Source organism: Klebsiella sp. HMSC25G12 (assembly GCF_001807705.1).
In the GTDB taxonomy this organism is placed as follows: Bacteria; Pseudomonadota; Gammaproteobacteria; order Enterobacterales; family Enterobacteriaceae; genus Klebsiella; species Klebsiella variicola.
The window spans coordinates 13,861-34,097 of sequence record NZ_KV789908.1; the positions used below are offsets into that span (position 1 = coordinate 13,861).

22 protein-coding genes are annotated in these 20,237 nt (G+C 57.3%); 13 read left to right on the forward strand and 9 right to left on the reverse strand.

The window, feature by feature from the left end; genetic code table 11:
* Positions 1–7: 7 nt before the first annotated feature.
* Both HMPREF3096_RS18635 and HMPREF3096_RS18640 read left to right on the forward strand, forming a co-directional pair.
* Positions 8–904, forward strand: a complete 897-nt coding sequence (locus HMPREF3096_RS18635; protein ID WP_012968041.1) for an efflux RND transporter periplasmic adaptor subunit — start codon at positions 8–10, stop codon at positions 902–904.
* Positions 904–2,928 (forward strand): FUSC family protein, encoded by a 2,025-nt coding sequence (locus tag HMPREF3096_RS18640; protein WP_012968040.1) that lies wholly within the window; start codon positions 904–906, stop codon positions 2,926–2,928. Before HMPREF3096_RS18635 ends, HMPREF3096_RS18640 begins: the two co-directional genes overlap by 1 nt.
* Here the strand turns inward: HMPREF3096_RS18640 and sodC are convergent.
* From sodC to HMPREF3096_RS18655, 3 genes are all read right to left on the reverse strand, one after another.
* A complete protein-coding gene (gene sodC, locus HMPREF3096_RS18645) occupies positions 2,921–3,442 on the reverse strand; it encodes a superoxide dismutase [Cu-Zn] SodC (RefSeq protein WP_012541520.1) in 522 nt (173 codons plus the stop codon). The two genes, HMPREF3096_RS18640 and sodC, sit on opposite strands and share 8 nt — an antisense overlap.
* Positions 3,443–3,511: 69 nt before the next feature.
* Positions 3,512–4,408, reverse strand: coding sequence for an aldo/keto reductase (locus HMPREF3096_RS18650; RefSeq protein ID WP_060876454.1), 897 nt, complete (start codon positions 4,406–4,408; stop codon positions 3,512–3,514).
* 48 nt (positions 4,409–4,456) lie between these two features.
* Positions 4,457–4,699 (reverse strand): DUF1289 domain-containing protein, encoded by a 243-nt coding sequence (locus HMPREF3096_RS18655; protein ID WP_008804626.1) that lies wholly within the window; start codon positions 4,697–4,699, stop codon positions 4,457–4,459.
* 139 nt (positions 4,700–4,838) lie between these two features.
* Here HMPREF3096_RS18655 and HMPREF3096_RS18660 point away from each other — a divergent pair, with 139 nt between their 5' ends.
* From HMPREF3096_RS18660 to rnt, 4 genes are all read left to right on the forward strand, one after another.
* A complete protein-coding gene (locus HMPREF3096_RS18660) occupies positions 4,839–5,438 on the forward strand; it encodes a TetR/AcrR family transcriptional regulator (protein ID WP_008804625.1) in 600 nt (199 codons plus the stop codon).
* A gap of 53 nt (positions 5,439–5,491) precedes the next feature.
* The gene (locus HMPREF3096_RS18665) at positions 5,492–6,589 is read left to right on the forward strand and encodes an alkene reductase (protein WP_012968038.1); all 1,098 of its coding nucleotides are present in this window, start codon (positions 5,492–5,494) and stop codon (positions 6,587–6,589) included.
* 78 nt (positions 6,590–6,667) lie between these two features.
* Positions 6,668–7,075, forward strand: coding sequence for a lactoylglutathione lyase (gene gloA / locus HMPREF3096_RS18670; RefSeq protein WP_002907764.1), 408 nt, complete (start codon positions 6,668–6,670; stop codon positions 7,073–7,075).
* A gap of 137 nt (positions 7,076–7,212) precedes the next feature.
* Positions 7,213–7,860, forward strand: coding sequence for a ribonuclease T (rnt, locus tag HMPREF3096_RS18675; protein WP_008804623.1), 648 nt, complete (start codon positions 7,213–7,215; stop codon positions 7,858–7,860).
* 47 nt (positions 7,861–7,907) lie between these two features.
* Here rnt and HMPREF3096_RS18680 read toward each other — a convergent pair whose 3' ends face one another.
* Entirely contained in the window at positions 7,908–8,255 is a 348-nt protein-coding gene (locus tag HMPREF3096_RS18680; protein ID WP_002907768.1) for a Grx4 family monothiol glutaredoxin, read from the reverse strand.
* Positions 8,256–8,595: 340 nt separating this feature from the next.
* On the opposite strand from HMPREF3096_RS18680, the gene HMPREF3096_RS18685 reads away from it, so the two are divergent.
* The gene (locus tag HMPREF3096_RS18685; protein WP_012968037.1) at positions 8,596–9,468 is read left to right on the forward strand and encodes a C40 family peptidase; all 873 of its coding nucleotides are present in this window, start codon (positions 8,596–8,598) and stop codon (positions 9,466–9,468) included.
* Here HMPREF3096_RS18685 and HMPREF3096_RS18690 read toward each other — a convergent pair.
* Positions 9,423–9,908 carry a helix-turn-helix domain-containing protein gene (locus tag HMPREF3096_RS18690; RefSeq protein WP_012541516.1) on the reverse strand — a complete coding sequence of 162 codons (486 nt, stop codon included), beginning with the start codon at positions 9,906–9,908 and terminating at the stop codon, positions 9,423–9,425. The genes HMPREF3096_RS18685 and HMPREF3096_RS18690 overlap by 46 nt on opposite strands.
* 482 nt (positions 9,909–10,390) lie before the next feature.
* On the opposite strand from HMPREF3096_RS18690, the gene sodB reads away from it, so the two are divergent.
* Complete coding sequence (sodB, locus tag HMPREF3096_RS18695; RefSeq protein WP_002907771.1) at positions 10,391–10,972, forward strand: superoxide dismutase [Fe]; 582 nt, start codon at positions 10,391–10,393, stop codon at positions 10,970–10,972.
* Positions 10,973–11,033: 61 nt separating this feature from the next.
* Here sodB and HMPREF3096_RS18700 read toward each other — a convergent pair whose 3' ends face one another.
* Together HMPREF3096_RS18700 and HMPREF3096_RS30565 are read right to left on the reverse strand one after the other, a co-directional pair.
* Complete coding sequence (locus HMPREF3096_RS18700) at positions 11,034–12,200, reverse strand: MFS transporter (RefSeq protein WP_002907773.1); 1,167 nt, start codon at positions 12,198–12,200, stop codon at positions 11,034–11,036.
* Positions 12,201–12,367: 167 nt separating this feature from the next.
* Positions 12,368–12,460, reverse strand: a complete 93-nt coding sequence (locus HMPREF3096_RS30565) for a cytochrome bd-I oxidase subunit CydH (protein WP_012968036.1) — start codon at positions 12,458–12,460, stop codon at positions 12,368–12,370.
* A gap of 292 nt (positions 12,461–12,752) precedes the next feature.
* Here HMPREF3096_RS30565 and purR point away from each other — a divergent pair, with 292 nt between their 5' ends.
* Positions 12,753–13,778 carry an HTH-type transcriptional repressor PurR gene (gene purR / locus HMPREF3096_RS18705; RefSeq protein ID WP_004202888.1) on the forward strand — a complete coding sequence of 342 codons (1,026 nt, stop codon included), beginning with the start codon at positions 12,753–12,755 and terminating at the stop codon, positions 13,776–13,778.
* Positions 13,779–13,797: 19 nt separating this feature from the next.
* On the opposite strand, the gene punR is transcribed toward purR, so the two are convergent.
* A complete protein-coding gene (punR, locus tag HMPREF3096_RS18710; RefSeq protein ID WP_008804618.1) occupies positions 13,798–14,709 on the reverse strand; it encodes a DNA-binding transcriptional activator PunR in 912 nt (303 codons plus the stop codon).
* Positions 14,710–14,821: 112 nt separating this feature from the next.
* Between punR and punC the strand changes: the two genes are divergently transcribed.
* Both punC and cfa read left to right on the forward strand, forming a co-directional pair.
* Positions 14,822–16,003 carry a purine nucleoside transporter PunC gene (gene punC / locus HMPREF3096_RS18715; RefSeq protein WP_032700938.1) on the forward strand — a complete coding sequence of 394 codons (1,182 nt, stop codon included), beginning with the start codon at positions 14,822–14,824 and terminating at the stop codon, positions 16,001–16,003.
* Positions 16,004–16,296: 293 nt separating this feature from the next.
* On the forward strand, positions 16,297–17,445 hold the full coding sequence (gene cfa, locus HMPREF3096_RS18720) for a cyclopropane fatty acyl phospholipid synthase (protein ID WP_008804616.1): 1,149 nt from the start codon (positions 16,297–16,299) through the stop codon (positions 17,443–17,445).
* 35 nt (positions 17,446–17,480) lie between these two features.
* Here the strand turns inward: cfa and HMPREF3096_RS18725 are convergent, their stop codons facing one another.
* Entirely contained in the window at positions 17,481–18,116 is a 636-nt protein-coding gene (locus HMPREF3096_RS18725) for a riboflavin synthase (protein ID WP_012541513.1), read from the reverse strand.
* Between the two features lie 229 nt (positions 18,117–18,345).
* On the opposite strand from HMPREF3096_RS18725, the gene mdtK reads away from it, so the two are divergent.
* Together mdtK and asr are read left to right on the forward strand one after the other, a co-directional pair.
* On the forward strand, positions 18,346–19,719 hold the full coding sequence (gene mdtK, locus HMPREF3096_RS18730; protein WP_012541512.1) for an MdtK family multidrug efflux MATE transporter: 1,374 nt from the start codon (positions 18,346–18,348) through the stop codon (positions 19,717–19,719).
* 177 nt (positions 19,720–19,896) lie between these two features.
* On the forward strand, positions 19,897–20,237 hold a 341-nt coding region (asr, locus tag HMPREF3096_RS18735; RefSeq protein WP_070544571.1), incomplete at its 3' end, for an acid resistance repetitive basic protein Asr.

The window sequence follows — 20,237 nt, forward strand, 5'->3', positions numbered from 1 at the left end:
CCTTGCTATGAAAAAACTAAAATATCTGTCAACGCTGTTGGTTGCGGCCATCGCCCTGATCGCCGCATGGCTGTTATGGAATTTCTACACCCAGTCCCCCTGGACCCGCGACGGCAAAGTGCGTGCAGAGCAGGTCGGGATCACCCCTCAGGTCTCCGGTAGCATTCTGCAGTTGAACGTGACGGACAACCAACGGGTCAACGCCGGGGATGTTCTGTTCACTATCGACGACACCCCCTACCGTATCGCCGTGCTGAACGCCCAGGCGCAGCAGGCGAAAGCGCAAGCCGAGGTGGCGAAAGCGCAGGCTGAGCAAACGAAGGCCGCCAGCGAGGCACGTCGTCGTCGCAACCTGTCGCAGAATGCGATCTCGGCTGAAGATCTTGAGAACGTCAACACCGCGCTGAATACGGCCACCACCAACCTGGCGGCCGCCAGAGCGGGACTGGGCGTCAGCGAAGCGATGCTGAAACATGCGCAATGGCAGCTAAGCCAAACAACGGTCAAAGCGCCAGTGGACGGCTGGGTGACCAACCTCTCCACCCGCGTCGGCGATTACGCCACTACCGGCCATCCGGTCTTTGCTCTGGTAGACAGCCACTCGTTTTACGTGCTGGGCTACTTTGAAGAGACTAAACTGCGTCATATCCGCATCGGCGATCCGGCGCAGATTATTCTCTACAGTAATCAGCAGACGCTGCACGGGCATGTCGCCAGCATCGGCCGGGCGATTGTCGATCAGAGCGTGGAACAGGGAACCGGGCTGGTGGCCAACATCAAACCGAATATCCCCTGGGTACGCCTCGCGCAGCGCGTTCCGGTGCGGATTGCCTTTAATGAGCTACCGGCGGACGTCACTCTGGTCTCCGGCACCACCTGCACTGTCTCGATCGGCGGGCAGTAATGAATCTGCAGGCCCTGTCGTGGCGCACACTGCCCTGGGTTAAAGCCACCCGTCCACAGTGGCGATACGCGTTGCGTAATGGCATCGCTATGTGTCTCGCGTTAAGCATCGCCTACGCGCTGGATCTCGATGAGCCGTACTGGGCGATGACCTCCGCGGCAGTGGTCAGCTTTCCCACCGTCGGCGGCGTGATCAGTAAAAGCTTTGGCCGCATCGCCGGCAGCCTGCTCGGCGCCTGCGCCGCCCTGCTGCTGGCGGGCCATACGCTGAACGATCCCTGGCTGTTTCTGTTCAGTATTTCCGGCTGGCTGGCGCTGTGCACCTGGGCCTGCGCGCTGTTCACCAACAACGTGGCCTACGCCTTTCAGCTTGCCGGCTATACCTGCGCCATCATCGCGTTTCCGGTGATTAACATCAGCGACAGCTACGAACTTTGGGTGATCGCCCAGTCGCGCGTCTGCGAAGTCATCGTTGGGATCCTCTGCGGCGGACTCATGATGATGATCCTGCCCAGCACCTCCGACGGCAGCAACCTGCTGACGGCCCTGAAAACCATGCACGCCCGGCTGCTGGAGCACGCCAGCCTGCTGTGGGTGCCGGAGACGACGGATGCCATCCGCACCGCTCACGAAAGCGTGATTGGTCAGATCCTCACCATGAACCTGCTGCGCATCCAGGCCTTCTGGAGTCACTACCGCTTCCGTCGGCAGAATCCCCTGCTGAACTACCTGCTGCATCAGCAGCTCCGAATGACCAGCGTCATTTCCAGTCTGCGACGTATGTTGCTGAACTGGCCGGACGCGCCGGCGAACACTCGTCAGGTGCTGGAGTCGCTGCTTGCTGAACTCGCTGCTCCCCATGCTGACAGCTATCATGTCGCCCGCATTCTGGCGCCTCTGGCGCCGCCGCCGGAGGCCGATTACCGTCATATCGCCTTTTGGGCGCGACTGCGCTATTTCTGTCGCATTTATCTGGAAAGCAGTCGCTGGATCCGCCGGGTAGAGAATGCGTCGGCGATCGCCGAGTTCAACGTACCTTCGGCGCCAGCCCTGGCCCGCCACACCGACCAGGCAGAGGCCTTGCTCAATGGCATCCGTACTTTTTGCGCGCTGGTGGCGATTGGCGCATGGGGGATCAGCACCCAGTGGACCAGCTGCGCGGCTGCCCTGACCCTGGCCTCCATCTGCTGCGTGCTCTATTCGGTCTCGGCTTCGCCGTTTCGATCGCTGACGCTGCTGATGCAGACCCTGGTGCTGCTGTCGCTGTTCAGTTTTGTGGTGAAGTTCGGCCTGATGGTGCAGATAACCGACCTGTGGCAGTTTCTGCTATTTCTGTTCCCGCTCCTGACCACCATGCAGTTGCTCAAGCTACAGTGGCCCAAATATGCCGGCCTGTGGGGACAGCTTATCGTGTTTATGGGCTCGTTTATCTCCGTCACCAATCCGCCGGTGTACGACTATGCGGCTTTTTTCAATGATAACTTAAGCAAGATTGTCGGCGTGGGCTTTGCCTGGCTGGCTTTTGCGGTGCTCAGCCCGGGATCGGATGCCCGTAAAGGACGGCGCCATATCAGAGCGTTACGGCGTCACTTTGTCGATCAGCTCAGCCGCCATCCCCAGCATAGCGAACATGAATTTGAATCGCTGGTGTACCACCATGTCAGCCAGCTCAGTCAGAGTAAAGATGCCCTGGCACGGCGCTGGTTACTACGTTGGGGGGTGGTGCTGCTCAACTGCTCGCACGTCGTCTGGCAGCTTCGGGAATGGGAAACCCGCTCCGATCCCCTCGCCCAGGTGCGCGACCTGTGCATCAATTTGCTGCGCGATGTGATGAGCGAGCGCGGCGTGCAGCAGCGCCCGCTGGCCTCCACCCTGCAGGAGCTGCTGCGGATCTGCGACGTCCTGAACCACCATCATCAGCCAGCGGCCCGGGAGCTGGCCGCCGCAATCTGGCGACTGTATTGCGCCCTGTCACAGCTCGAACAGGCCCCGATCGCCGGCACGATTGGCGAAAAGACTACTTAATCACCCCGCAGGCAAACCGCTCGCCGCCGCCGCCCAGCGGCTGCGGGTTGTCGGCCATATTATCGCCGCCCACGTGGACCATCAGCGCTTTCCCCTTCACCTCATTCAGCGTTTTCAGACGTGGGGCAATAATTGGCTGGTCGGCCACGCCCGCGTCGTTGACCACCAGCAGAGGCAGATCGCCAAGATGCCCGGTGCCCAGCGGCCCTTCGTGTTTCCCGGTATGTTGCGGGTCATAATGTCCGCCCGCCGCCCCGGCGGCCACCGCTTTGCCCTCTTTCATCGCCGGCTGGCAGCTGCCTTCGGCATGAATATGAAAGCCGTGCTTGCCCGGCGGCAATGCCCGCAGTTCGGGGGCGAACTCGAGGCCGCGGTCGGTTTCGGTGATTTTTACACTGCCGATGGACTGCCCGACGCCCTGGGGGGTCACGAGATTAAGTTGAACATCTTCACTGACGGCCTGTGCGCCAGCGCAAAATGCGAGGGATAAGATCGCGAGAATACATCGTTGCATAACACCTCCGGATGGCTGTCTCCCTGTTAAGTGTAAACCAGGAACGCCTTTCCGGAGGCGAAATGCCCGTTACGGTACGTCGTAACCGAGCGCGGCTTTGCGGATACGGAACCACTGCTGACGGGTCATGTTAAGTTTTTCGGCCACGATCGCGGAACGCACGCGTTCGATTTTGCCCGAGCCGATAATCGGCAGCGGCTGCGAGGGCAGACGCAATATCCAGGCGTAGACCACCTGCTCGATGCTGTCGGCATTGAGCTCATGCGCTACCTGCGCCAGCTCATCGCGCAGCGGCTGGAAGCCCTCTTCATTGAACAGGCGTCCGCCGCCAAGGCAGGACCATGCCATCGGACGAATACGCAGCTGCTGCAGCTGATCGAGCGTGCCGTCGAGCAACAGCGGCTGATGCACCGGCGAGATTTCGACCTGATTGGTGGCCAGGGTAAACGGCAGGCGCGACTGCAGAAGAGTGAACTGGGCTGGGGTAAAGTTAGATACGCCAAAGTGGCGCACTTTTCCGCTGTGATGCAGCGCGAGGAACGCCTCAGCCACTTCATCGGCATTCATTAGCGGATCCGGCCGATGGATCAGCAGCAGATCGAGATGGTCCGTCGCCAGATTACGCAGCGATTGCTCAGCGCTGAGCACGATGTGGTCGCGGTCGGTGATATAGTGGCCGATGGTGTTTTCAGCCCGCGCCCGGGTGGCGATGCCGCATTTGCTGACAATTTCCATGCGATTACGCAGATGCGGCGCCAGCTTCAGCGCTTCGCCAAAGGCAGCCTCACACTGATAATCGCCATAGATATCGGCGTGATCGACAGTGGTTACGCCTAAATCGAGATGCTGTTCAATAAAGCTGACCAGCTCGCCTGGCGACATTTTCCAGTCCATCAGACGCCAGTAGCCCATCACAAAACGCGAAAATTCCGGCCCCTGGGGAGCCATAGCAATACGCTGAACCATAACCGCTTCCTCAATAAAAAAGTGTACTGAGTATACGTACTTTTTGGTTTAAAACAGTGAGGGTTGCTGCGGTTCTTCCGCCGGTTCCGGCTTGTTCGCGCGTATTTTGCGCAGCAGCCGTTGGCGGCAGAGACGCAACACCTCCTGTTTCTGCGCATCGCTCATCGTTTGCCAGTTAAAACGTTCCTCACGGCTGCGGAAACAGCCGCGACAGTAGCCGCGCTCGTCGGTCTGACATATTCCCCGGCACGGGCTCTGCACCGGGAAAAACTCTAACTGCTCTGCCACCACACGTCTCCTGTCTCCTCGTCTCCTTTCATTGAAGACGTTTCCCCGCGCCGACGCAAATTTTGTTCACTACGTGCTGCGCCAGCTAACATTTTTCCGCCGACGCTTGCATTAGACCAATCGGTCTACTACAGTGTGCTCCATGAACAGACACAGCGAATGCGATACCCGAGAACATATCCTGGTCACCGGCGAGCAGCTCTGCATGCATCGCGGTTTTACCGGAATGGGCTTGAGCGAACTTCTGAAGACGGCGGAAGTGCCTAAGGGCTCTTTCTACCATTACTTCCGCTCTAAAGAAGCCTTCGGCGTCGCGCTGCTCGAACATCACTACACCGGATATCTGCAGCGCCTGGTCGACCACTTCGATCATGGCGACGGCAACTATCGTGACCGCCTGCTGGCTTATTATCAGCACACGCTGAATCAGTTCTGCCAGCAGGGGATTATTAGCGGCTGTCTTACCGTCAAGTTGTCGGCAGAGGTTTGCGACCTGTCGGAAGATATGCGTACCGCCATGGACCATGGTGCCAGTCAGATTATCGCCCTGCTGGGCGACGCGCTGGAGAAAGGACGTCAGGAAGGCAGTCTGGCGTTTGACGGCGAGGCCATGACCCTGTCGCAGGTGCTGTATTCCCTGTGGCTCGGGGCCAACCTGCAGGCCAAAATTACGCGTAGCGCAAGGCCGCTGGAAAGCGCCCTTGCCCACGCCAAACAGATTATTGCGGCGCCTGCGGTATAACAGGCGTTTTTATTTCATCAGTTACTAGACGACCGGTCTACTCAGGAGTCACTATGTCGGAAGCAAAATTATTCAGCCCGTTGAAAGTCGGTGCGGTCACCGTCCCTAATCGCGTATTTATGGCGCCGTTGACGCGTCTGCGCAGCATCGAGCCGGGCGATATCCCTACCCCGCTGATGGGCGAATACTACCGCCAGCGCGCCAGCTCCGGCCTGATCATCACCGAAGCGACGCAGATTTCTGCCCAGGCCAAAGGCTATGCCGGCGCGCCGGGCCTGCACAGCCCGGAGCAGATTGCCGCCTGGCAGAAAATCACCGCCGGTGTTCATGCGGAAAATGGCCGTATCGCCGTCCAGCTGTGGCACACCGGGCGTATTTCCCATAGCAGCCTGCAACCTGGCGGCGGCGCGCCGGTAGCGCCTTCCGCGCTGAGCGCCGGTACTCGCACCTCCCTGCGCGATGAAAACGGCCATGCTATTCGCGCCGACACCTCGATGCCGCGTGCCCTGGAAACCGAAGAGATCCCGGGGATCGTCGACGATTTTCGTCAGGCGGTCGGCAATGCCCGTGACGCTGGCTTCGATCTGGTTGAGTTGCACTCGGCCCACGGCTATCTGCTGCACCAGTTCCTCTCGCCGTCGGCGAACCAGCGTACCGATCAGTACGGCGGCAGCGTGGAGAACCGTGCCCGTCTGGTACTGGAAGTGGTCGACGCAGTGAGCAAAGAGTGGAGCGCTGACCGGATCGGCATCCGCGTGTCGCCGATTGGCAGCTTCCAGAATGTGGATAATGGCCCGAACGAAGAAGAAGACGCGCTGTATCTGATTAGCGAACTGGCGAAACGCGGTATCGCCTATCTGCACATGTCCGAGCCGGACTGGGCGGGCGGCAAGCCGTACAGCGAAGCCTTCCGTCAGAAAGTTCGCGACCGCTTCCCGGGCGTGATCATTGGCGCTGGCGCCTACACGGTAGAAAAAGCTAACGATCTTATCAATAAAGGGCTCATTGATGCTGTGGCCTTTGGCCGCGATTACATCGCCAACCCGGATCTGGTGGCCCGTCTGCAGAAAAAAGCGGCGCTCAACCCCCAGCGCCCGGAAACTTTCTATGGCGGCGGCGCGGAAGGCTACACCGACTACCCTACGCTGTAATCCCTCCATTGATAGCGGCGACGTATCGCCGCTATACTCAAGGTTCTGATCTATCAAATAAACTGCATAGGGGACATTATGCGCTTACTCCACACCATGCTGCGCGTTGGCGACCTGCAACGTTCTATCGACTTCTATACCAACGTGTTGGGCATGAAGCTGCTGCGCACCAGCGAAAACCCGGAGTACAAGTACTCCCTCGCCTTTGTCGGCTACGGCGAAGAGAGCGAAACCGCGGTGATCGAACTGACCTACAACTGGGGCGTGGACAGCTATGAGCTGGGCACCGCCTACGGCCATATCGCGCTGAGCGTCGACAACGCCGCCGAAGCCTGCGAACGGATCCGCCAGAACGGGGGCAACGTCACCCGTGAAGCCGGCCCGGTAAAAGGCGGCACCACCGTCATCGCCTTCGTGGAAGATCCGGACGGTTACAAAATCGAGCTCATTGAAGAGAAAGATGCCGGCAAAGGTCTGGGCAACTAACGCTTCCCGAGCCAGGCCTCTTTAATGCCATGGCTCGCCCGGGCGCTGCGGCGCCCGTTGTTTTCACCCCTGCCTGCTGCAAGCCGCGGCAAAATTTGCCATAATGCGCGCTACTTTTTTCCAGCTAAGAGAATCTGATGTCCGAGAATGCTCAACTGAATGGTCTGTGCGACCGTTTCCGCGGTTTTTATCCGGTGGTGATTGATGTTGAAACCGCAGGATTTAATGCCAAAACCGACGCCCTGCTGGAGATCGCCGCCATTACGTTGAAGATGGATGAGCAAGGCTGGCTGATGCCCGATGAAACGCTGCATTTCCATGTTGAACCTTTCGAGGGCGCCAATCTGCAGCCCGAAGCGCTGGCCTTTAACGGAATTAACCCGCACGACCCGGAGCGCGGCGCCGTCAGCGAATACGATGCCCTGCATGCCATCTTCAAAATGGTACGCAAAGGGATGAAAGAGAGCGACTGCAGCCGGGCGATCATGGTGGCGCACAATGCGACCTTTGACCACAGCTTCACCATGACCGCCGCCGAACGCGCGGGGCTTAAACGCAATCCGTTCCATCCGTTTGTTACCTTCGACACCGCCGCGCTGAGCGGGCTGGCGCTGGGCCAGACGGTGCTGTCGAAAGCCTGTATCGCCGCGGGTATGGCGTTCGATGGCGCGCAGGCCCACTCCGCCCTGTACGATACCGAGCAGACGGCGCAGCTGTTTTGTGAGATTGTGAACCGCTGGAAGCGTCTGGGCGGCTGGCCGCTGCCCGTGGCCACCCCGGAGTAATAAAAAAAGCGACTTCCAGGAAGTCGCTTTTTTACGGATGGCGGGAATTACTCCGCTTTCGGCTCGTCGGTGTGGTACTTCGCCGCCGTCTCTTTGATCAGCTGCTGCAGTTCACCGCGCTGGTACATTTCGATGACGATATCGCAGCCGCCCACCAGTTCACCGTCTACCCACAGCTGCGGGAAAGTCGGCCAGTTGGCGTATTTAGGCAGCTCGGCGCGGATATCCGGGTTCTGCAGGATATCAACGTAAGCAAAACGTTCGCCACAGGCGGACAGCGCCTGAACGGCCTGGGCAGAGAAACCGCAGCTTGGCAGCTTCGGCGACCCTTTCATGTACAACAGGATCGGGTTTTCAGCGATTTGGCGTTGGATCTTTTCTAAAGTCGAGCTCATTGTCGTGCTTCCTTAAACTTCTTTCTACGGCAGTAACTTGTCATTGTAGCGTCCTGTAGGCAGGACGGATAATAACATTTTTTTCACTATTCATATTTTATCTTCTGTTGCGCGAAGTTGCCTTAAAAATATCATTTTGCCGTCGCAGGCGGGCGCTCATTGCGCATTTTCTGTGCGAGACGGTCAATGTCTGACGCGTTTTCTTGCAATCGTTAACCAATCGACATTTTTGATACAAAAGAATATTAACTTTCCGGGTTTTTATGCTTTAGAATCATTCCGGTTTGTCATTCATCGTCAGGCATTTGTACATGTCTGTAATTAATCAGGGGATTGCTCAGTGGCGCGGCTAAACAAAATCGCGATATCGCTCTGTGCATTACTGTTCACATCTATCTCATTCACGCCACTGGCTCAGGCGTCAGGGCATACGCACGCCTCCGCTTCGCCAAAGGCGTTGCCCGCGAAAAGTGGCTCAGAGCGCAAGAAAAAAGCTACCAGTCAAAAAAGTAAAACCACCGCTAAAACCACCAGTAAAAAGTCCTCGAGCACCCGGCTCCCTTCCCGCACTACCGCAGCAAGCCAAACCGCACTTCATCGTCAGGCCGCCGGCGCGACGAAAAAATGCGTGCTGCGTAAAGGTTATAAAAAGCAGTGCGCGAAAACGGTCGCCGCCAGCGCCGAGCCGACCCTGGCGCTGAACAGCGTCAAAAGCAAATGCGTGGTGCGTAAGGGCTATAAAAAACGCTGTAAACCTGAGGCCAGCGATGCGAATTTAACGATCGCTGACGCCCATAAAGTCCGGGTGCAGAAAGCGCAAAGTACCGCCATGAACAAATTGATGGGCCAGTTGGGTAAACCCTATCGCTGGGGCGGCACCTCGCCACGTACCGGCTTTGACTGCAGCGGACTGGTTTATTACGCCTATAAGGACCTGGTCAAAATTCACATCCCGCGTACGGCTAATGAAATGTACCACCTGCGCGATGCGCGTCCGGTGGATCGTGATGAACTGCAGAGCGGCGATTTGGTCTTCTTCCGCACCCGCGGACGCGGTACTGCCGACCACGTTGGCGTCTACGTCGGCAACGGGAAATTTATTCAGTCACCACGCACAGGTCGTGATATACAAATCACCTCCCTGAGCGAGGATTACTGGGTTCGCCATTATGTTGGCGCTCGTCGCGTCATGACGCCGAAAACCATTCGCTGATCCTGGTCTGCCGCTACGGCGGCAGACCGCCTCACCTGCGCGTCTTTCCCTTCTACCGTCAAAGGATACTGCATATTCATCTCCTTGCCCGGCGCTTCCCGACGATAGCGGGTGGGCGACATACCAAAGTGACGGTGAAAGGTCCGGCAGAAAGCGGCCTGTCCGTCGTATCCCAGGCACTGAGAAATACTCTGTATCGACGCTTGCGTCTGCGTTAAATAGATTGTCGCAATGGTCATTTTTCGCCGACTGACGTAGTTCGCCAGCGTGCAGCCGGTCACCATGGCGAACTGCCGCTGGAAATACCAGTGCGAATAACCGGACTTTTTCGCAATCGTGCTGACCGGCAGGGTGTCTAAAATATGGGCTTCGATCCAGTCAACGATCCCCTGCACAACCGGGATCATCTTCGGGCTCACCGCCTCACCTGTTTTTGCCATCGTAGCCATCCTGTGGGAAATTCATGTCGGCGGTCATATTTGTCATACAAATAGCAAAATAGACAATGAATTATTGGCATAGCGGCGATTGCCTGGGCGCATATTTTAATTAAACCATTAATTTTAAAGACATATCACCCTCAACCATGATGCGCGGCTGCGATCGTCAGAGAAAAACAGAAGACGTTAAACCTTCCCTGCGAGAGTCGGAAAAGCGCAGACGGCGTCTCCTTATACATTTTTGCAACATCTGCGAGCGGTTTGACGCCTCGCCCCGTAGAAAACGGTTAAGCCTTCATCAGTTGCGCCTGCGGCAATAGCCTTTATCGTTGTAAGGCTTTTCACTGCTTGCGGCAAATGTTAACATTCTCAATACAATAACAGCCCGTGACGCGACAGCGTCGGGTGGCCAGAACACGATTCAGGCGAAAGCCTCATCTTGTCAATGTGAGCTAAAACAAAAAGTTATAAGGAGAGTAGCAATGTCGTTTGAATTACCTGCATTACCATATGCAAAAGACGCCCTGGCGCCGCACATTTCCGCAGAAACCCTGGAATATCACTACGGTAAACACCACCAGGCGTATGTCACTAACCTCAACAACCTGATCAAAGGCACTGCGTTCGAAGGCAAATCTCTCGAAGAGATCGTCCGCACTTCTGAAGGCGGCGTATTCAACAACGCAGCCCAGGTCTGGAACCACACCTTCTACTGGAACTGCCTGGCGCCGAACGCCGGCGGCGAACCGGAAGGCGAGTTAGCGGCCGCGATTGCCAAATCCTTCGGCAGCTTTGCGGATTTTAAAGCCAAATTTACCGATGCCGCAGCGAAAAACTTCGGCGCGGGCTGGACCTGGCTGGTCAAAAATGCCGACGGCAGCCTGGCTATCGTCTCCACCAGCAACGCCGGTACCCCGCTGACCACCGACGCGAAGCCGCTGCTGACCGTTGACGTCTGGGAACACGCCTACTACATCGACTACCGCAATGCCCGTCCAAGCTACCTGGACCATTTCTGGGCGCTGGTTAACTGGAAGTTTGTTGCGGCCAACCTGGCGGCATAAACGACAAACCGCAGCAGGGTCTCCCCGGCTGCGGTTTTTTTAGCCCTTCCCTACACTCGCGTTACTGGCTGGCAAAGGCCTCTTCCGGCTGCGCTCGTCCGCTGAACCAGACCAGCAGCAGCGCCAGACCGGCGATAATCGCCCCCATCACCGGCACAAACGCATAGCCCAGTCCGCCAGAGATCACCGCCCCACCGGCGGCGGCGCCCAGCGCGTTGCCGAGGTTGAACGCGCCGATATTCACCGAAGAAGAGAGCCCCGGCGCTTCATGCGCCACGCGCATGACCCGCATCTGCAGCGGCGGAACCACCGCAAAGGTTGCTGCGCCCCAGACAATCATGCTGATGGCCGCTCCAGCCTGGGATTGCGCCAGCAGCGGGATCGCCAGCATGATCGCCATCAGCAGCAGCAGAAAGCCTTTCAGCGTGCCAGAGACCGACCGGTCGGCGAATTTGCCGCCCAGATAGTTGCCCAGCGAAAAACCAACGCCAATCAGCACCAGCATCGCGGTAATAAACAGCGATGAAGCGTGGGTCAGCGTATTGAGCACTGGCGAGATATAGGTATACAGCGTAAACATTGCCCCGGCACCGAGCACGGTAGTCAGCAAGGCGGAGAGTACCTGCGGGCGTAGCAGGACTGAAAGCTCTTTTTTGACATCCGGGCGCTCACCGGCGCTGCCCTTCGGCAGAGAGAACCACAGACTGACCATCGCCAGCAGGCCTAACCCCGCTGTGGCCAGGAAGGACATCCGCCAGCCGATGGTTTCGCCAAGCCAGGTCGCCGCCGGTACACCGCCGATGTTGGCGATGGTGAGCCCCATAAACATCGTGGCTACCGCGCTGGCCTGCTTATGCTTTGGCACGACGCTGGCTGCGACCACTGATCCCAGGCCAAAGAAAGCACCGTGGTTAAGGCTGGTAATAATACGCGACAGCAGCAAGGTGGTGTAATCCGGCGCAATGGATGACAACAGGTTGCCGACGGTGAAGATCCCCATCAGAAAAATCAGCGCATTGCGCCGTGCGCGATGCGACAACAGCAGCGTCATCAGCGGCGCGCCGACCATGACGCCGATGGCATACGCACTGATCAGCATTCCCGCTACCGGTATCGAGACGTCCACACCTTTCGCAATCACCGGCAGCAATCCCATTGGGGAGAACTCGGTGGTACCGATGCCAAAGGCGCCGATCGCCAGCGCAAGTAAAGGAAAGTTGATTTTCATTCAATGACTCCATCAGACCGTCAGAGACGACGGCGTAACATCAGAAGTCAAAAGCATGACATCAATCACAAAAAAACAAAAGTGAACGAAATGACAAAAGATTTTTGCAGAATTGATAATAATGGCGGGATACGGGGAGGAGGCCGCGCTCCTCCCTCACTGGAACATTAGTGCAGTATGGCGGTCAGGCTGAAAGCGACGATCACGCCGAGGGCAATAACCGTGGTGATCAGCGAAAACTTTAAATTGGTATCCATCATTTTTCCCTCTTGTTATCCCCACACCAAAAGTGAGCTTGCTCATTTTTGCACAAAAAATCGCAAAAATCTTCCGGGATTTAGGGCGATGCACATTTTTGCTCTTCCACTTTGCCCCAAGATCGGACAAAATCCCACGCTAATTTAAAAGCGTATCGGCCATTGACCCCTTCCTGTCGTTCTGTGTCGTTTTCCCGACGTGATGCAATGTTGAAAATTGTATTCAGGGTGTGTGTAGGCAAACGTTTACGTATCGATGATCAGGCGATCAGGTCAAGGCATGGAGTGAGATGTAATGGCAACTATTAAAGATGTAGCGAAGCGCGCAAACGTTTCCACTACAACTGTATCACATGTAATTAACAAAACCCGTTTCGTTGCCGAAGAGACGCGCAATGCGGTGTGGGCGGCGATTAAAGAGCTGCACTACTCGCCGAGCGCCGTGGCCCGCAGCCTGAAAGTCAATCATACAAAATCGATTGGTCTGCTGGCGACCAGTAGCGAAGCCGCCTATTTTGCTGAAATTATTGAGTCTGTTGAAAAGAGCTGCTTCCAGAAGGGCTACACCCTGATCCTCGGCAACGCATGGAACGATCCGGAAAAACAGCGCGCCTATTTGTCGATGATGGCGCAGAAGCGTGTCGACGGTCTGCTGGTGATGTGTTCCGAATATCCGGATTCGGTATTGAGCATGCTGGAAGAGTATCGCCATATCCCGATGGTGGTGATGGACTGGGGCGAAGCAAAAGCCGACTTCACCGATGCGGTGATCGATAACGCCTTCCAGGGCGGCTATATCGCCGGACGCTACCTGATTGAACGTGGCCATCGTGAAATCGGCGTGATCCCGGGTCCGCTGGAGCGCAACACCGGCGCAGGCCGCCTGGCCGGCTTTATGCAGGCGATGAAAGAGGCGCATATCAGCGTGCCGGAAAACTGGATTGTGCAGGGCGACTTCGAGCCGGAGTCCGGCTACCGCGCTATGCAGCAGATCTTAAGCCAGCAGCACCGTCCGACGGCGGTGTTCTGCGGCGGCGATATCATGGCGATGGGCGCTATCTGCGCGGCGGATGAAATGGGGCTGCGGGTGCCGCAGGACATTTCGCTGATCGGTTATGATAATGTGCGTAACGCCCGCTATTTCAGCCCGGCGTTAACCACTATTCATCAGCCGAAAGATTCCCTGGGCGAAGCCGCATTTAACATGCTGTTGGATCGTATCGTTAATAAGCGTGAAGAGTCGCAGTCTATCGAAGTGCATCCTCGTCTGGTCGAACGCCGCTCCGTGGCGGATGGCCCGTTTGTCGATTATCGTCGGTAAGGCATCTGGCGGGCGCGGATCACTCCGGCGCCCGCAGCCATTCCCGATTCAGCGTGTCGCTGTCCCCCAGATAGTCCAGCATCCAGTTCAGCGCCGGTGAGGCATCACTCTGCTGCCAGGTCAGACAGCAGGCGGCATCCGGGAACGGATTCTCCAGCGCCAGCGCGGTCCACTCGCCGCGATCTACCCATGGTCGGGCGAAATGGCTCGGCACCATGCCGACGCAGAGGCCCGCCGACAGACAGGTGGCCGACGATTCCCAGTCGGGGACCACCACCCTCTTCTGGTTATCCAGCAGCCAGGTTGTTCGTTTGGGCAGTGAACGTGACGTATCCTCCCGCACCAGCGACGGCCAGTTACGCAGGACATCATCGCTCAGGGGTCCCTCCATCTTCGCCAGCGGGTGATCGCTCGCCACCACGCAGTCCCAGCTCAGCATCCCCATATCGCGAAACGCATAGCGGCCCCCGACCGGAATAGATCGCGTTGCGCCAATCGCCAGTTCTACACGGCCGTCGGCCAGCGCATCCCATACGCCGTTGAACACTTCCTGGAAAACGATGAGCTCGACGTCGGGAAAATGGCGATAGAAATCGACGATCATCTGGCGCATCCGCGCCGGTTTCACAATATCATCCACCGCGATCGACAGCTGCCCGCGCCAGCCGTTGGCGATTTGCTGGCACTGCTGGCGGGTGATCTGCATTTTTTTGATAACAGAGCGCCCTTCCTGTAAGAACCAGACCCCTGCGGGCGTCAGCTCCACATCACGATGGCGGCGCTCAAACAAGGGAACGGCCAGCCACTCTTCAAGCTGACGCACGGTATAGCTGATGGCGGAGGGCACCCGGTGCAGCTCCTGCGCGGCCGCGCTGAAGCTGCCGTTGCGGGCTACGGCATCAACCACTTCCAGAGAGTATTCAGACCACATTTTCTGCCTGCAAAATTTTTGAATGCATGTGACAAATATTAGCGTTTCACAAGCCACAATGCACTCCCTACACTCTGCGGCATCGTACCTGTACTCCAAAAATGAGAACGTTATGTCACAACCTGGGAAAGGATTTTTAGTCTGGCTGGCCGGCCTGAGCGTGCTGGGCTTTCTGGCCACCGATATGTACCTGCCGGCGTTTGCCGCCATGCAGCAGGATCTCAATACCTCCGCTGCCTCCATCAGCGCCAGCCTGAGCCTGTTCCTCGCCGGCTTCGCGCTGGGGCAGCTGTTCTGGGGGCCGCTGTCGGACCGCTATGGGCGCAAACCGGTGCTGTTGAGCGGCCTGGCAATTTTCGCGGCCGGCTGTCTGGGGATGCTGTGGGTGCACAACGCTACCCTGATGCTGGCGCTGCGCTTTTTGCAGGCGATTGGCGTCTGTGCCGCGGCCGTTACCTGGCAGGCGATGGTCACCGATTACTATCCTGCCCAGCGCACGAACCGCATCTTCGCCACCATTATGCCGCTGGTAGGACTGTCGCCAGCGCTGGCCCCGCTGCTGGGTAGCTGGCTACTGGTGCACTTCGAGTGGCAAGCCATCTTCGCCACCCTGTTTGCCATTACTCTGCTGCTGATGCTGCCTGCCCTGCGCCTGAAGGCAGCCGCAAAGTCGGTAGCAGTGACGCAGCAGAAGATCACCTTTCTCGCGCTGCTGCGCTCCCGGGAATACAGCGGCAACGTCCTGATCTACGCCGCCTGCTCCGCCAGCTTCTTCGCCTGGCTTACCGGGTCACCTTTTATCCTGCACGAAATGGGCTATGGCCCAACCGCTATCGGCCTGAGTTATATCCCGCAGACCATCGCCTTTCTGGTGGGCGGCTATGGTTGTCGCGCGCTGCTGCAAAAATGGTCAGGACAACAGATGCTGCCGTGGCTGCTGGCGGTCTTCGCCGTCAGCGTTGCCGCCACCTGGCTGGTCGGCCTGCAAACGCATGCCTCGCTGGTGGCGTTAATGATCCCGTTCTGCATGATGGCGGTGGTCAACGGCGGGATCTATCCCATTGTGGTCGCCCAGGCGCTGAAGCCCTTCCCGCAGGCAACGGGCCGCGCGGCGGCGCTGCAGAATACGCTGCAGCTGGGATTGTGCTTCCTGACCAGTTTGCTGGTATCGGCGCTGATCGCCACGCCGCTGCTGACCACCACCAGTGTGATGCTGGTCTCGATTGGCTTAGCCGGAATCGGCTATCGCCTGCAGCAAACGCCGGAGCTGACCCCCCACTCTTCCCACGCGTAACGCCCATCGCCGTTGCCCGGACCAGTCGTTAGCATGCTAAGAAAATTTTATTGAAAGCCAGTACTTAGCGTCCTATACTGGATCCGGGTTCACATAAATAGAAAATAGTTAAATATTAACGGATGCAGGATGCCTCCGTTTCACCATGGAAGGCCTTTCGGCAAGGGTTATCTCCCTTCCTCTGTTCTACGTCGGATAGCGACTTCACGGATTATCCGTGAGATTTCTCACAAAGCCAAAAAAGCGTCTACGCTGTTTTAAGGTTCTGATCACTTGGGCGTGATGGAGAAGCTATGAGTTCATCGTGTATAGAAGAAGTAAGTGTACCAAATGATGACTGGTACCGGATTGCAGCTGAATTATTGGGCCGTGCGGGAATAGAAATCAATGGCTCCGCGCCGTCAGACCTGCGAATTAAAAACCCTCTTTTCTTTAAACGTGTCCTGCAGGAGGGGTCGCTGGGGTTAGGCGAAAGCTATATGGACGGCTGGTGGGACTGCGAGCGTCTGGATATATTCTTCCACAAAGTGCTTCGCGCCGGACTGGAAAAACAGCTCCCTCACCATTTCAAAGATACACTCCGCATCGCAGGCGCTCGCCTGTTCAATCTGCAAAGTAAAAAACGCGCCTGGATTGTTGGCAAAGAGCATTACGATCTCGGCAACGATCTCTTCAGCCGAATGCTTGACCCCTACATGCAGTATTCCTGCGGATACTGGAAAGAGGCGCAAACCCTCGAAGCGGCGCAGCAGGCTAAACTGGACCTCATCTGTCGTAAGCTGGAGCTTGAGCCGGGGATGCGGGTACTGGATATCGGCTGTGGATGGGGCGGGCTCGCCGAGTATATGGCGCGAAATTACCAGGTCAGCGTTGTCGGCGTGACCATCTCCGCCGAGCAGCAAAAGATGGCCCAGGCGCGCTGCGCTGATCTTGACGTGGAGATTCGGCTCCAGGACTATCGCGATCTGCACGACAGCTTTGACCGTATCGTCTCCGTCGGTATGTTTGAGCACGTGGGACCGAAAAATTACGCCACCTACTTTGAGGTCGCGGATCGTAATTTGAAACCCAACGGCCGTTTCTTACTGCACACCATCGGTTCCAAAGTCACCGACCATAACGTCGACCCGTGGATCGATAAATATATCTTCCCCAACGGCTGTCTGCCGTCGGTTCGGCAGATCGCCGATGCCAGCGAGAAGCACTTTGTGATGGAAGACTGGCATAACTTCGGCGCCGATTATGACACCACCCTGATGGCCTGGTATGAGCGTTTTCTCGCCAGCTGGCCGGAAATTGCCGATAACTATTCTGAACGTTTCAAACGGATGTTCAGCTATTATCTGAACGCCTGCGCCGGCGCCTTCCGCGCCCGTGACATTCAGCTCTGGCAGGTAGTGTTCTCGCGCGGCATTGAACATGGGCTACGCATCGCCCGCTAACAAAATCTCCCCCGCTCACCGGCGGGGGATTTTTTTCAGGCTTCATTCACCTTAGACGCAACGTCTTTCGCGGCCAGCACGCGTTCAACCGTATCGACAACCGCCTGAGTTTGCGGGTCAATCTCAATATTGACGCGGTCACCCAGCTTTTTCGCGCCCAGCGTAGTCCGCTGCAGCGTTTCCGGGATAAGATGCACGCAGAAGCGGGTTGCCGTCACCTCGCCCACCGTCAGGCTAATGCCATCAATACCGATGAAACCTTTATAAAGGATATATTTCATCAGCGTCGGATCCTGCACTTTAAACCAGATCTGACGGTTATTTTCGGAAGTGAGGATCTTCACGATTTCCGCGGTGGTCATAATATGGCCGGACATCAGATGCCCGCCGATTTCATCACTGAATTTCGCCGCCCGCTCGACGTTCACTTCATCCCCGATCTGAATATCGCCGAGGTTGGTAATCCGCAGCGTCTCTTTCATCAGATCGAAGCTGATGTGCGCGCCGTTTATTTCGGTCACCGTCAGGCAACAGCCGTTATTGGCTACCGAGGCGCCGGTTTCCAGCCCCTCCAGCATATGCGCCGGTAGCTCCACCACATGGGTGCGAAAATTAGGTTTATCATCAATGGAGACCACTTTCGCGGTTCCCTGAACAATACCAGTAAACATGTTAGGCTCCTGTTGAAAATCATGACGGTATCATTACCGTTTTCGCTATCGGGAACAATAACAGGAGGGCAAAGCGGTTGCCAGCGCGCTTCGTGCCTCGACTCTTTTTTCACTGGCTTAATGGCTAATCCTCGCTACAATAGACTGGAAATTCCTCATTTTTATCCCCTTGCTGCCAGTTACGGCGGCTTTTTTAGTCTCAAAATAACAACAAAATAAAGGTGTTCACGTGCAGAAGTATTTCGTTGAAGCGCGTCAGTTATTAGCTCTGGCTATACCCGTCATCCTTGCGCAGGTGGCGCAGACAGCGATGGGTTTTGTCGATACCGTGATGGCGGGTGGCTACAGCGCCACGGATATGGCCGCCGTGGCCATCGGGACCTCCATCTGGCTGCCGGCGATCCTCTTTGGACACGGGCTGCTGCTGGCGCTGACCCCGGTGGTGGCGCAGCTTAACGGCTCCGGACGGCGGGATCGCATCGCACAGCAGGTGCGTCAGGGCTTCTGGCTGGCCGGCTTTGTCTCGGTGCTGATTATGGTCGTGCTGTGGAACGCCGGCTATATCATCAGCTCCATGCATAATATCGACCCGCTGTTGGCTGAGAAGGCGGTTGGCTATCTGCGCGCGCTGCTGTGGGGCGCGCCGGGCTATCTGTTCTTCCAGGTTGCCCGTAATCAGTGTGAAGGGCTGGCGAAAACCAAACCCGGGATGGTCATGGGCTTTATCGGCTTACTGGTCAACATTCCGGTGAACTATATCTTTATCTATGGTCATTTCGGCATGCCCGAGCTGGGCGGTGTCGGCTGTGGCGTAGCGACTGCTTCGGTTTACTGGGTGATGTTCGCCAGCATGCTGTGGTGGGTGCGTCGGGCGCGTTCGATGCGGGATATCCGCTGCGCCGAGCGCTTCAGCCGCCCCGATGTCGCCGTCCTGTTACGGCTGGTGCAGCTGGGGCTGCCCATTGCTCTGGCGCTGTTCTTTGAAGTCACGCTGTTTGCCGTCGTCGCGCTGCTGGTCTCCCCGCTGGGGATCATTGACGTCGCCGGTCACCAGATCGCGCTTAACTTCAGCTCATTGATGTTCGTTCTGCCGCTATCGCTGGCGGCGGCGGTCACCATTCGCGTCGGCTTCCGTCTCGGACAAGGTTCAACGATCGATGCCCAGGTTTCGGCCCGCACCGGCGTGGGCGTGGGCGTCTGTCTGGCGGTATTTACCGCTATCTTTACCGTGCTGATGCGTGAACAGATTGCCCTGCTGTATAACGATAATCCCGAGGTGGTGCTGCTGGCCTCACACCTGATGCTGCTGGCGGCTATCTATCAGATCTCCGACTCCATCCAGGTGATCGGCAGCGGCATTCTGCGCGGCTATAAAGATACCCGGTCTATCTTTTTTATTACCTTTACCGCGTACTGGGTGCTGGGTTTGCCGAGCGGCTATCTGCTGGCGTTGACCGATATGGTTGTGCCACGCATGGGGCCCGCCGGTTTCTGGTGTGGATTTATCATCGGCCTGACCTCCGCCGCCATCATGATGATGCTGCGGATGCGTTTTCTACAGCGCCAGCCCTCCAGCATCATCTTACAGCGCGCCGCGCGCTAGTCCCTGCAAAGCCCGCCCCTCCGGCGGGCTTTTTCGTTCTCCGGCATTGCGACCACGTTGTACATTCCGTTACTCCCCGACACCAAAGACTCACTGATGGCACTCCCCGAGACGCATATAGTGTGGTCAACAGCCCCGCAGTGGGGTTACTCAAGAAACCAATTCGAGGATTTCAGAATGAAAAAAGTATTAGCTCTGGTTGTTGCCGCTGCTATGGGTCTGTCATCAGTTGCTTTCGCTGCCGATGCCGCAAGCGCCACCCCGGCCGCAGCTGCCAGCCATACCACCGTTCACCATAAGAAACATCACAAAGCGGCCGCGAAACCGGCAGCCGAGCAGAAAGCCCAGGCGGCGAAGAAACACCACAAAGCCGCTGCAAAACCGGCTGCTGAGCAAAAAGCCCAGGCGGCGAAGAAACACCATAAAGCCGCTGCGAAACCGGCAGTCGCGCAGAAAGCGCAGGCTGCGAAGAAACACCACAAAGCTGCTGCGAAACCGGCAGTCGCGCAGAAAGCGCA